Source organism: Nocardioides albus, assembly GCF_014648255.1.
GTDB classification, from domain to species: Bacteria; Actinomycetota; Actinomycetes; order Propionibacteriales; family Nocardioidaceae; genus Nocardioides; species Nocardioides albus.
Map to the genome: position 1 here is coordinate 389,224 of NZ_BMQT01000003.1, position 12,637 is coordinate 401,860.

Consider the following 12,637-nt stretch of genomic DNA (forward strand, 5'->3'; position numbering starts at 1 on the left):
GTAGGCTATCGGGCTTCAAGCGCCCCTAGGAGGGGCTACCAGCATCAGGCGCCCTTGTCCTTGAAGACCTCGGAGAGCGGATACTCCTTGAAGTACACCTTCTTGAGCTTCAGCCAGTCCCCGTCGAGGATCATCTGCTCGAGGATGCCGTCGATCTGCTTCTTGCGCGGGTCGCCCTTCTTCATGACAAAACTGATCGGGGCGTCGTCGGCGGCGTAGACGATCGCCGACTTCAGCGGGATGGGCGCCCGGTCGATGATCGGCGTGGTGTAGGGAGCGTCGTAGAAGAACGCGTCGGCCTTGCCGGTCTGGATCGCCTTGACCGCTCCGTCCTCGTCCTTGGCCTTGATGACGTTGACGTTCTCGTACTGCTCGGCGAGATAGCGCTCGTGAATGGTGCCCTCGACGACCGCGATGTTCCTGCCGTTGATGTCGTCGCGGTCTTTGATGGTCGAGTCCTCGGGGGTGAGGAAGGACAGGTAGGTGACGAAGTAGGGCGCGGTGAAGGCGAAGTCCTGCTTGCGCTCGGCGGTCTCGGTGACCTGGGCGCCGATCATGTCGATCTCGCCTGCTTCGAGGGCGGTGAAGAGCTCGTTGAAGTCCATGACCTTGAACTCTGGCGTGGCACCCATGCCTTCGGCGACACCGAGCGCCATCTCGTAGTCGAAGCCCTTGGTCACGCCGTCCACCTTGTAGTAGGCGGGCTTGGTGCCGTCGACGCCGATCCGCAAGGTGCCGCCGGCGGCGGCACTCTCCTGGTCGGTCGCCTGCGGGGCAGGGTCAGCGAGATAGCCGCCGATGACCAGGACCCCTAGGAGGGCCAGGGCGCCGGCGACGACGAGCTTGATGTGATTCATGCGGAAGTCCTGTGGTTTCGGGATGGTGGGGCATGCCCGTCACGTCGGCGCCGAGAATCCGAGACGTGCTGGCCACGGAGTGGCCGGACGATGTTGCATCAAACACCTGTCTGCTCTCCCGCGTCCAGGTTTTCGACCATCATCCGCATGTTCCGTAACCGAACCACCACCGTGGGGCGTGACACAGATCACACCACACTCCCACCATTTGGACTCAGTCGCCAGCGACCAGACCCAAACGCAGGTATTCAGCCGCATACGTGCCTTGGAGCAGCAGCGACGCATATCGGGCGACCTCCGTCGACGCATTCGCCTCGACGACCTCCACCCGTACGCCGCGCGCATCCGCGGCCTCGGTGAGAGAGCGTCGCTGCTCGACCATGATCGGATCGGTCGCGCCGTCGTCGAGGACGACCAGGACGGGACGGACGGTCGCCTCCTCCTCGGCGAACGGATCATCGAAGACGTTGCGGGGCCGGGCAGCCTCGAGGACCGGGAGCAGGTCGTCGGCGGCGCCGGCGATCGCGCCTCGGCCGCTGGCCCGCCGCAGACTCTCGGCGACCCGGCGGGCCGCGCGGGCGGCCAGGACGGAGCCGCCCCACACGACCGGGAGCGAGTCAGCCAGGGAGAGCGCCAGGATCTTGCCCGGGTTGACCGAGATGTCGCGGTGCGGCGAGCACGCTGTCGCGACGTCGTCGAGCGCGTCGGCCACCTTGTCGGCATCGGCCTCGGGACCCAGGCCGATCGAGTTGAGATAGGTGAGCATCAGGATCGCCATCGCGAGCGTGTCACCACCCTCGACGGGGAGCAGGGTGCTGTCGCGGCCCTCGGCGTGCTGGGCGACCAGCGACTTCTCCGGAGCCGCCACGACCAGCTGAGCGCCGCGACGGACCGCTTCGGCGGCCGCGGAGGCCTCACCCGGGTCGGAACCGGTCGGCGCCAGCACGACCACGAGATCGAGGCTGCCGGCCCAGCCGGGTAGGCCAGGAGCCGGCCAGGCGACGAACGGCACCGGGCAGAACGGCTCCAGGACCGCACGCAGCAGGCGCGAGTCGGGGCCTGCCGCGACGACGGCCCGGGGACGCCCGGTCTCTGATGCGCGGCGTACGGCCTCCTGCAGCGGCTCAGCCGCGCCCGCGGCCTCGCGCCGGACCCGGGCCCCGGACTCCGCCAACGACCGCAGCAGCTGGTCGATCCCGGCCAGCGCCCGCTCGTCGTCCAGCCTGGACTCGTCGAACCAGGTCATCGCGGCCTCACTCGCCCTTGGTGGGACGGGCCTCGTCGATGAGCAGGACGGGGATGCCGTCGCGCACGGGGTAGGCCAGGCCGCACTCCCCCTGGCAGACCAGCTCACCATCCTGGTCGGGCACAGTTGCCTCGACCGGGAGCAGATCGCCATGACACTGCGGGCAGACGATGATCTCCAGCAGCTTCTCACTGAGACCCAGGGGGGTCGTTGCGCCATTCATCGGGCATTGTCCTTTCGGATGATCGCGAGCGCCTCGTCGCGCACGCGCTCCATGGTGAGTATGTCCTTGCCCTCGGCGTTGAGCCGCAGCAGCGGCTCGGTGTTGGAGGCACGGACGTTGACCGACCAGTCGGCATGGGAGAGGGTCAGGCCGTCGAGCTTGTCGACGGTGACCCCGTCGCGCTCTGCGTACGCCTTCTCGATCTCGGCCACGGTCGCGGCCTGGTCGGGGACGGTGGAGTTGATCTCGCCGCTCATCGGGTAACGAGCGTACGCGGCCAGCAGCTCGCTCAGCGGCTCGTCGGTCTCGGCGAGGGCACCGAGAACATGCAGCGCGGCGAGCATGCCGGAGTCGGCGCGCCAGAAGTCGCGGAAGTAGAAGTGGCCGCTGTGCTCACCACCGAAGACCGCTTCGGACTCGGCCATCACGGCCTTGATGTAGGAGTGGCCGACCCGGGTGCGCACCGGGTTGCCGCCGAGCTCGGTGACGATCTCGGGGACGGCGCGGGAGGTGATCAGGTTGTGGATGATCGTCGCGCCGGGCTCCTTGACCAGGGCACGCTCGGCGATCAGGGCGGTGATCGCGCTCGGGTTGACCACCGCGCCCTTCTCGTCCACCAGGAAACAGCGGTCGGCGTCCCCGTCGAAGGCGAGGCCGGCGTCGGCACCGGTCTCGCGCACCTTGGCCTGCAGGTCGACCAGGGTCGTCGAGTCGAGCGGGTTGGCCTCGTGGTTGGGGAAGGTGCCGTCGAGCTCGAAGTACATCGGGATCAGCTCCACGGCCTCCTCGCCCAGGCGGCCGAAGACAGCCGGGGCGGTGTGGCCAGCCATGCCGTTACCGGCGTCCGCGACGATGGTGAGCCGGCGGCCCTCGACCGGGGCCAGGCCGATCAGGTGCGCCGCGTACGCCTCCAGCACATCGGTCTCGCTGATGCTGCCGGCCACCCCGGCGGTCGGGGCTGCCCCGGAGATGACCAGGTCACGGATCTCGTCGAGTCCGGTCTCTGCGCCGACCGGGACCGCGTTTGCCCGGCAGAGCTTCATGCCGTTGTACTGCGCCGGGTTGTGGCTCGCGGTGAACATCGCACCCGGCAGGCCGAGGTGACCGGAGGCGAAGTAGAGCTCGTCGGTCGAGGCCAGCCCGATCATCGTCACGTCTGCGCCGGCCTCGGTCGCGCCCTCCGCGAAGGCTCCCGAGAGCCCCGGGGAGCTCGGGCGCATGTCGTGGCCGACCACGATCTCGCCGCCGCGCGCGCCCACGACGTGCACGAAGGCCCGTCCCGCGAGCCGGGCGAGGTTCTCGTCGATCTGATCAGGGACGGTGCCACGGACGTCGTACGCCTTGAAGACGGCGTTGGCGACGTCGGGATCGACTCTCTCCGGCATGTCCGGAACTCTAGTCGTCCTACTCGGACGTCAGCACGCGGAGGTGTCCGCGGCGAGTGCCGCCGGGACGGGGCTGGCCGTCGTTGGGGCCGGGCTCGCCCGGAGCGTCCTGCCCAGGCGCGGCGGCGGGGCCTCGCGGGGCGGGAGCGGGTGGCCGCGCCGCCTCACGGACGGCATCGGCCAACGCGAGCAGATCATCGCCCTTGGGCTGCGGGTCGACCGGCTCACGGGCCAGCCTGACGACCTCCCAGCCCCTTGGCGCGGAGAGCCGCTCGGCGTGCTCCTCGCACAGGTCGTAGGCATGCGGCTCGGCATAGGTCGCCAGCGGGCCGAGCACGGCCGTCTGGTCGGCGTACACATAGGTGAGCGTGCAGACGGCTTGGCGCTGGCAAGCGGTACGCGAACAACGACGAGCAGTCACGGGTGAACCGTACTCCCCTGAGGCCAGCCGCGCAGTTAGGCTCGCGTACATGACCAGGCACAGGGATCGGCACGGCCGGGGCAGACGCGGCCCGATAGCCGTGCCACCCGACCCGAAGGTGCCGGTACTGCGCACTCGCCGCGAGCGCTTCGACGACATCGCGCTCGCCATCGTCACCGAGATCGACGCCCGCTGGCAGTCCCGGCTCGGCCTGATCGAGTACGCCGTCGAGGAGTCTCCGGACATCCCCAAGGAATGGACCGTCGACGACCACATCCCGCTCGGGTCGCTCGAGCGTGGCTCCGGCGCGACCCCGGCTCGCCTGGTCATCTACCGACGGCCGATCGAGCACCGCTGCCGTACGCGCTCGGAGATCGAGGCGATGGTGCTCATGGTCGTGGTCGAGCAGGTTGCGGATCTGCTCGGGGTTGCGGCTGAGGATGTTGATCCGCGCTATCAGCCGTGAGGGCTCATTTTTCTTTCTCCGGCACGCTTTTGGTACCGAGATTTGGGGGCTGGGCTGGGCCGCGGCGCACTCACCTACGGCTGGTGACCGGTCCACGCCTCCATCGGATGGGGAGGCCTCAGCGGTGAACGAACGTTCATTCAGACCCCACACAATGAACGAACGTTCGTTCATCCCCCACACGCCCACCTGCCGGACCGGTCCCGGGCGAGCGAACGTTCATTCGCCTCCCACGCCGCGACCAACCCAAGCCCCCGCGCCAAACCCCTGCCGCCGACCCGATAGCCAGCCAAAAATTCTCGGCGGAGCCCGGTGTCAAGGATCGCCGCAGGCGACCGGCGTCAGCCGGCGGCCGCAGGCCGTCCTTTACTCCGGGATCCGTCGAGAACACCCTCCAAGAACGGGTCGGCGGCAAACCCCAACCACAAAAACACAGCAACCGAAGCGCGGCGAAAAAGCTCAGAAACCGACGCGCAGCCTCACGGCTCCACCGGCAACGGCAACCCTGGCGCAACCCCCGCCGTACGCACCTCCGACCGCAACGGCCGGAACGGCACCACGGCATCCCCGTCCCCGCTCATCACCACAGCCGCATTGACTGAGACGCCCTCGGGCACGAGCTGGATCAGCGCCGCTTCCGCGGGGACCTCGATCTCGGCGCCGACGCCCGGACCGACCTCGACGGACTTGGCCTTGAGGACCTTGCCCTTCGCGTTCGTCGGGATCACCTGGACGGTGCCGCTGCTCCCGGTCTTGGCGACGGGGCCGGCGATCACCACGCGCTTCTTGCCGATGTCGGGGCCGGCTGGGACGACCACTGCGGTCGCCTCCGAGACCGTCTCGGTGGCCGTGGTGATCGCGACGTCACCTCCGTCGACCGAGCGCATCGCGGTGCTGACCGGGCCGGTGGCGACGATCTCGACACCGTAGGCGTCGTCGGCACTGTTCTTGCCGAGCAGCTTGGTGAGGTCGACCTGCGTCTGCCCGTTGGGCGGCACGCTGATCTCCGGTGCGCCCTCCGGGGTGAGCACGTTCTTCGGGGTGAGCAGCCGAAGCTCCGCGCTCACCTGGGCGTCACCCGGGTTGACGACGGTGAGGGTACGGCTCGCGGAGCTGTTGGGGTAGCCGACCAGCAGGTTGGTCTCGGCCGGCGCCGACTGGCCCGGGAAGTAGTCCTCGGTCGACGCCTGCGTCTCGAGCGCGACGGCGCGGTCACGGACCATCACCCCGGCCTGGCCGCGTACGACCGTGGTCTTCAGGGACAGCTCGCCCTTGCGCGGGATCACGTGCAGCAGGTCGAAGGTGCGTGTGGTGTTGCCGGGGATGGCGACGCCGCGGAGATCCTCGGGTACGGCGACGACACCCTTCTCGTCGTAGAGCGAGATGTCGACGGTGGCCGCACCGCTGTTGGGGTTGGTGAGCTCGAGGACCGAGTTGTGGGTGGCGCCCGCGCCGACGCCCGGGAACCAGGCCTCCGCCTGCGGTGGCAGGCAGCCGGTCGCCGCGAGCGGCTTGATCGTGGAGCGGCCGGCGACCAGGCCGGGCGCGACCTCCTTGCCGGCCCGCACCACGACCGAGCCGGGTTTGGCCGACACGTCGGTGACCTTCCCGGACCCGACGGTGGCCTTCGCGCCCTTGCCCGCCCCCGGACCGCTCAACGTCACCTCGCCGGAGCCGTCGGCGGCGTTGGTGACGGCGATCTGGTCGGCACCTGCCTTCGGCTTGCCGGGGCACACCACCGTGGCAGCCTTCGGTGCGCTGCTGTCCGCGGCGAGAGTCGGCTGCTCCCACTGATGGGGCCGGTTGAGCAACAGGGCCACCGCCATCGCGGCGATCAGGCCCAATGCCACCAGAGCGGTGTTGTCGAGGCTGCGTCCGCGCTGCTTGCGTACGCGGCGCAGCCGGGGTCGCGCGGCGGCGGCTGCCGCCGCGGCAGCCGCCATCCGGCCACCCTTGGCGCGATCCGGCTCGGCCTGCGGCTCGTCCGCCCGCATCTCGTCGGCGGTCGGCCAGGCTTCGTAGTCCGGCTGGCTCGCAGCCTGGAACTCGCCGGTATGGTAGTCCGGCGAGTAGCCGGTCTGGGCCAGCATCTGCCCCGTCTCCGGCCCCGGCACGTAGGGCTCCTGAGCGTAGATCTGCTCGGGCGTGTACTCCGGCGCCAGATGGCCTGGGGTCTGTCCGGCATACGGGTCGGAGTAGGGGTCCAGCATCCACGGCTCCTGGCCGTAGACGTCGTCGGCCGGCGGCTCCTGCGAGCGGTCGTAGGGGTCACGCGAGTGACTCATGCCGATTCCCTCCTCTGGACCAGCGTCGGCAGGCACAGGACCAGGACCACGAACAGCCCGATCCCGGCCAGGACCAACAGGATCGTACGGATGATGGACTGCGACTCGGTCACGCCCGGGTCGCCCGGCGAGGAGTCGAGCAGCCAGGCGCGGGTCGAGCGCTCGACGGTGCTCGCCTGGGTCACCGAGCCGGAGGCATCGATGCCCTCGGCGACCGAGGAGTCGGCCGGCCCAGGCATCACGATGTAGGCCACGCCCTGGTCGGCCAGGTCACCGATCACCGCGTCGTCGGGGTCGGCCGCCAGGCGGCGTACGACTCCGGTGAGGTCGTCGGAGCCACCGGCGACCTGCGCGATCTCGTCCTCGCCGAGGGTGATCCCGTCGTTGCGGAGGACGGCGTAGCGGATGCCCTCGTCGACCGAGCCTCGCAGCACGAGGACGCCGTCCTCGGGCCCGAGCGTGGTCGAGGTCGGGTCGAGCATGTAGGACGGCACCCCGGTGTGACCGAGGGCCCGGGTGTTGTCGGTCAGGTCGCCGGTGCCGGCGTAGACGAACCAGCCGAGGCTGCCGACCACGCCGACCGCCGCTGCCGCGGCGGCCACGCCGACCATGACCTTCCGCAGGCCGCGCAGGCCGTCGAGGATCGCACCCTGGGCTCCCAGCACCGCCGCGACCACCGCGAAGCCCTGGATGGCGACCAGCGGGAAGCCCCAGCCCACGCGGGCGATGCCGGCGTCGAGCGGGATCGGGATCCACGACAGCAGCATCGTCACGAGAGCAGTGGCGACCGCGCCGATCCAGCAGACCAGGACCGGGATGCGGGTGCGGCTCGGGATCAGTGCGAGCACCGCCAGCAGCGGCAGCGCCAGGCCCAGCCACCACGGGGCACCGAGGGCGGCGCCGTCGAGCCCGGTCAACCGGCCCACGAGGAGGTCGAAACCACCGGCGACCGGGGCCGGCAGCCGGCCCGGGTCGAGCAGCAGCCCGGCCCAGCCGCCGGAGAAGATCAGCGGCAGCCACCACGGGATCAGCAGGCCGATCGGCGTCGCGATGGCCGCAGCGGGCGGACCCCACTGGTCACGGTCGCGCAGGATCGCCGGCATCAGCTTGCGTACGACGATGAAGATGACCGCGGCGAAGACGGCCGCGACGAGGAAGGCCATCGGCGCGAACGCGGTGATGACGGTCAGCAGCAGGCCGGTGCGCCATCCGGCCCGCCAGCGGCGGTCGGCGACAGGGTCGCTGAACCCGAGCGCGGCATGGGCGAGCCAGGGCAGCAGCGCGCCGACGACGACCGTACCGATCCGGCCGTCACCGAAGGCACCGCTGGCATAGGGAACGAGGGCGTACGCAGTCGCGCCCCACAGCAGCAGCCAGCGTGGCGCGCCGAGGTGGCTGATCAGCCGGCCGACGACGCGGAGCAGCCGCCACGCGCCACCGAGCGCGACCGGGAAGCTGAGCAGCATGACGCCGGTGACCGCAAGGCTCGGGTTGCCGCCGAGGAACGTCGCGAGGACCGCCAGCGGGAAGACGTGCGGCGGCGCGGGCACGCCGGTGCCCTGGGAGATCGCGTGCCAGGACTCGAACTGCAGCTGCCACCAGTCACCCACGTTCTGCGGTGTCGGCCCGAGGCCGCCGCCTGCCACGCCACCCAGGGCCGCACGGGCCCCGACGACACCGAGGATGCCGACGATGACCAGGAGCACCGCGACCGGATTGGTGAACAGGCGCACCAGCCACCCGGTCTCGGCCGGGATCTCGTCCTCTTCCAGCTGGGCCCGATCGGCCTGCCGCTTGGCGGCGAAGGAGGCCGGATCGGCCTCCGCCTGCGCCATCTGGCGCCGCTCGGCGATGTCGGATGCCTGCTGGGTGACCGCGTTGGCGACGTCGGAGACGAAGTCGAGACCGTGCCGGTACGGCAGCCACGGCGGAGGCAGCAGCGCCTTGACCACGTCCTTGTCGGCGTGCGCCTGCTTCCGGCGCCGTCGTTTGGCAAGCACGATCTGACCGGTGTGACCGTAGATCCAGCCGAGCGCGCCCAGGTCGTCGAGCGCCGCCCCGGGGTCACGCACGAGGATGAAGCCGAGCATCCGCCACAGGGTCTGGAAGAAGAACCGGACCATCCACAGGGCCAACGTCCCCGGCCGGCTGTTGACCAGCAGGGTGTAGAGCGCGGCCCGTCGCTCCTGATAGTGGATCCGGCGACCGGTCAGCTGCGTCTTGCGTACGCCGCGGTGGGCCGCCTCCACGTGGAAGACGACCGCGTCCGGGACGGCGATGGTGGTGAAGCCGGCGTTGGCGGCCCGCCAGCCCAGGTCCATGTCGGTGCCGAGGACAGGGAGGTGCTTGTCGAAGCCGCCCAGGTACTCGAGGACCTCGCGGCGGATCAGCATGCCGGCGGTGTTGACGGCCAGGACGCGGCGTACCTCGTCGTGCTGTCCCTGGTCGTACTCGCCGCGCTCCAGGCCGGTCTCCCGATTTCCGGTGACCGAGATCGAGACACCGAGCTCGAGCATCCGGCGCAGCGAGGGCCACTCCCGGATCTTGGGGCCGAGGATGTCGGCCTCCGGGTATTCCTCGGCGGCGTTGAGCAGGGTCGCGAGCGCGTGCGGATCGGGGGTGGAGTCGTCGTGGAGGAACCAGATCCACTCCGGCGGCTGGGCCGCCTGGTGGAGGATCGCCAGCGCTTCGTTCGCCGCGTCGGCGAAGGTGGTCGACGCCGGCATCTTGACCACCTGGGCGAAGGTGTCCTCGAGGATTTCGACCGACCTGTCGGTCGAGCCGGTGTCGATCGTGACGGCAAAGCTCACCGGAGCCTGCTGGTTCCGGATCCCGTCGATGACGGTCGGAAGCCAGCCGGCGCCGTTATGAGAGACGAGGACGAGGGCGACCGACGCTTGCACGATCGGCAACCCTAGTGCCCATCTGGTGATAGACCGAATGGACCTGTCGAGCGATCGGCCATATCCCCGAGGGCATAAATAGACAGCAGGCCCGGACCTTGACGGTCCGGGCCTTGCTGGCTCGTGCTTGGTTGCCACTTCAAGTAGATCTCGACCCGCTTCACGCCTTCGCAAGCTCAGGCGTTGCGCTCGCTCGATCTTTTCGCGTTGTGACCTCGCTCGTTCCTCGCGAGGTCACAGGCTCAAACTGCACGCTTCTTCAGCTTGCGGCGCTCCCGTTCGGAGAGTCCACCCCAGATTCCGAAGCGCTCGTCGTTGCCCAGAGCAGACTCAAGGCAATCCTGGCGCACCTCGCAGGTCTGGCAGACCTTCTTGGCTTCCCGAGTCGATCCACCCTTTTCAGGGAAGAACGCCTCCGGATCCGTCTGCGCGCACAGGGCGCGCTCCTGCCAGCCCCCTTCGTCGGTGTCCGGCTCGAGGAGAAACAGCTCTCTCATCGTCTATCCGACCTTTCGACCCTATTCAGCTAATTTTGGGACCGTGACCCGATCTCGGGCCAGTCACCTCACGCCATCGGCAGGTAACCGATCCCCCCGTTTTTTCGGGTACTGCCTCTAGTTACGACCTAGGCCGCTTTTTTGATGCAGTCCCCTTGCCGAAACTTTCCCGAGACTCCTGAGCACTGTCTCCACCGCCTCGGTTTCCCGGTTCCGTTTCGAATGACACTGATGAAATTACATGCCTGTCGGTGCCACAAGTCAACCCTCAAATCTGCTAGGGCCGTATTAACACAGGCTTTCCGTACCGGCTGGAGCAGGGGTGCTGGCCCTCGTCTGAGAGGCTAGGACCATGCGCGACATCACCGTTCTCTCCGGCGGCCATGGTGGCTCGAAGTTCATCTCCGGGCTCCTCCACGGCATCTCCACCGGCCGCGTCCCGGGCATCGAACGCGATGCCCGGATCACCGTGATCGCCAATACCGCCGACGATCTGTGGATGCACGGCGTCAAGGTCTGCCCCGACCTCGACACGGTGATGTACACCCTTGGCAACGGATTCGACCACGACCGCGGCTGGGGCCGCAAGGCCGAGACCTGGTCCATCAAGGAGGAGCTCGAGGCCTACGGGGTGCCCGGCACCTGGTTCGGGCTCGGCGACCGCGACATCGCCACCCACCTCGTCCGCACCCAGATGCTCGAGGCCGGGTTCTCGTTGTCGCAGGTCACCGAGGCGTTGTGCGAGCGGTGGCTGAAGCCGGTATGGGGCGAGCGGGTGCGACTGCTGCCGATGACCGACGATCGAGTCGAGACCCATGTGGCGGTCAAGGACGAAGATTCACCCAGCGGACTCTCCGTCGTCCATTTCCAGGAGTACTGGGTACGCCTGCGGGCCGGCGTACCCGTCGAGAAGCTCATCTTCGTGGGGCAGGACGAGTCGAAGCCGGGCCCGGGGGTGATGGACGCGCTGCTGAAGTCCGACCTGGTGATCGTGCCACCGTCCAACCCGGTCGTCTCGATCGGGACCATCCTCGGTGTGCCGGGGATCCGGGAGGGCCTGGTCGCCACCTCGGCCCCGGTGGTGGGGATCTCGCCGATCATCAGCGGTCATCACGTACGCGGCATGGCGGAGCAGATGCTCGCGGCGATCGGCGTGGACGCGACCGCCGCCGGGGTCGGGCTGCACTACGGGAAACGAGGCTCCGGCGGGGTCCTCGACGGCTGGCTCGTCGACACTGCTGACGCCGCCGCGGTCCCCGCGCTCACCGAGTCGGGGCTGAAGGCGGCCGCTGTCCCGCTGTGGATGTCCTCCGAGGACGCGACGGCCGACATCGCCGCCGCCGCGGTAGAGCTGGTCGCCCGATGACGGGGCCCACGACGAGCGCCATGAACGGGCAGGGCATCACCGTCACCGCCCCTGACGGCGTACCCGAGGTTCGTAAGGGCGACGATCTCGCCGCCCTGCTCCTCGACGCCCTGGAGTCCCCGCTGGTCGACGGCGACATCGTCGTGGTCACCTCGAAGGTCGTCTCCAAGGCCGAGGGCCAGGTGCGGGAGGGCAACCGGGACGACGCGCTCCCTGGAGAGACGACGCGGGTGGTGGCCCGACGGGGGCCGACCCAGATCGTGCGCAGCCGGCTCGGGCTGACGATGGCCGCTGCCGGGATCGACGCCTCCAACGTCGAGGCCGGCCACATCGTGCTGCTTCCGCTGGACCCCGACGCCTCCGCGCATGCCCTGCGCGCCACGCTCCGCGACCGCACCGGCGCGAACGTCGGCGTGATCATCACCGACACCGCCGGACGCGCTTGGCGCGACGGACAGACCGACATCGCCATCGGCGCTGCCGGGCTCGAGGTGCTGGAGAGCTTCGCCGGCCAGGTCGACGCCTACGGCAACGACCTCGTCGTCACCGCCCCCGCCGTCGTCGACGAGATCGCCTCGGCGGCCGAGATCTCCCAGGGCAAGCTGGGCGCGCGGCCGTTCGCGATCCTGCGAGGCCGGGCCGACCTGGTCCGCGAGCCCGGTGACGACGGGCCGGGAGCGAGCGCACTCATCCGCCCCGAGGGGTCGGACTTCTTCGGCTTCGGGGCCAGGGAGGCCGTCGTACGCGCTCTCAAGGGTGCCACCGAGGACCAGGCTCCGTTCGGAGCCCCGGCGAGCGTCGAGGAGCTCTCCGCGGCCGTCACCGAGGTGACCGGGACCTCCCCCGTGCCCCACGAGGGCGGCCTTCGGGTGGCGGGAGTCGACCCCGCGGTGATCGCAGCGCTGGCTTTCGCGCACGGCTGGCGATGCGAGCGCGATGACATCAATCACGGGGCGACTTCCCATCTGCAACCACTGACCACCTAGAA

Annotated in this window: 11 protein-coding genes; 3 read left to right on the forward strand and 8 right to left on the reverse strand. The window is 69.4% G+C overall.

Annotated elements, in window-relative coordinates; all coding sequences use genetic code 11:
- Positions 1–44: 44 nt before the first annotated feature.
- The 5 genes from IEY84_RS08105 to IEY84_RS08125 form a co-directional block, all read right to left on the reverse strand.
- Positions 45–857, reverse strand: a complete 813-nt coding sequence (locus IEY84_RS08105) for a substrate-binding periplasmic protein (protein ID WP_183544093.1) — start codon at positions 855–857, stop codon at positions 45–47.
- Positions 858–1,071: 214 nt separating this feature from the next.
- On the reverse strand, positions 1,072–2,103 hold the full coding sequence (locus IEY84_RS08110; RefSeq protein WP_183544095.1) for an SIS domain-containing protein: 1,032 nt from the start codon (positions 2,101–2,103) through the stop codon (positions 1,072–1,074).
- Positions 2,104–2,110: 7 nt separating this feature from the next.
- The gene (locus IEY84_RS08115) at positions 2,111–2,326 is read right to left on the reverse strand and encodes a Trm112 family protein (RefSeq protein ID WP_183544097.1); all 216 of its coding nucleotides are present in this window, start codon (positions 2,324–2,326) and stop codon (positions 2,111–2,113) included.
- Positions 2,323–3,711: a phosphomannomutase/phosphoglucomutase gene (locus tag IEY84_RS08120; RefSeq protein WP_183544099.1), complete on the reverse strand. Its 1,389-nt coding sequence runs from the start codon at positions 3,709–3,711 to the stop codon at positions 2,323–2,325. The genes IEY84_RS08115 and IEY84_RS08120 overlap by 4 nt, the downstream gene beginning before the upstream one ends.
- 19 nt (positions 3,712–3,730) lie before the next feature.
- Positions 3,731–4,132 (reverse strand): DUF3499 domain-containing protein, encoded by a 402-nt coding sequence (locus IEY84_RS08125; RefSeq protein WP_373292286.1) that lies wholly within the window; start codon positions 4,130–4,132, stop codon positions 3,731–3,733.
- 49 nt (positions 4,133–4,181) lie between these two features.
- Between IEY84_RS08125 and IEY84_RS08130 the strand changes: the two genes are divergently transcribed.
- Positions 4,182–4,598: a metallopeptidase family protein gene (locus IEY84_RS08130; RefSeq protein ID WP_183544103.1), complete on the forward strand. Its 417-nt coding sequence runs from the start codon at positions 4,182–4,184 to the stop codon at positions 4,596–4,598.
- Positions 4,599–5,077: 479 nt separating this feature from the next.
- Here the strand turns inward: IEY84_RS08130 and IEY84_RS08135 are convergent, their stop codons facing one another.
- The 3 genes from IEY84_RS08135 to IEY84_RS08145 form a co-directional block, all read right to left on the reverse strand.
- Positions 5,078–6,883: a DUF5719 family protein gene (locus tag IEY84_RS08135; RefSeq protein ID WP_183544105.1), complete on the reverse strand. Its 1,806-nt coding sequence runs from the start codon at positions 6,881–6,883 to the stop codon at positions 5,078–5,080.
- A complete protein-coding gene (locus IEY84_RS08140) occupies positions 6,880–9,786 on the reverse strand; it encodes a glycosyltransferase family 2 protein (RefSeq protein WP_183544107.1) in 2,907 nt (968 codons plus the stop codon). The genes IEY84_RS08135 and IEY84_RS08140 overlap by 4 nt, the downstream gene beginning before the upstream one ends.
- A gap of 242 nt (positions 9,787–10,028) precedes the next feature.
- Entirely contained in the window at positions 10,029–10,283 is a 255-nt protein-coding gene (locus IEY84_RS08145) for a WhiB family transcriptional regulator (RefSeq protein ID WP_008361238.1), read from the reverse strand.
- Between the two features lie 352 nt (positions 10,284–10,635).
- Between IEY84_RS08145 and cofD the strand changes: the two genes are divergently transcribed.
- Both cofD and IEY84_RS08155 read left to right on the forward strand, forming a co-directional pair.
- Positions 10,636–11,649, forward strand: coding sequence for a 2-phospho-L-lactate transferase (gene cofD, locus IEY84_RS08150; RefSeq protein WP_183544109.1), 1,014 nt, complete (start codon positions 10,636–10,638; stop codon positions 11,647–11,649).
- Positions 11,646–12,635, forward strand: coding sequence for a coenzyme F420-0:L-glutamate ligase (locus tag IEY84_RS08155; RefSeq protein ID WP_229788442.1), 990 nt, complete (start codon positions 11,646–11,648; stop codon positions 12,633–12,635). Before cofD ends, IEY84_RS08155 begins: the two co-directional genes overlap by 4 nt.
- Positions 12,636–12,637: the final 2 nt, after the last annotated feature.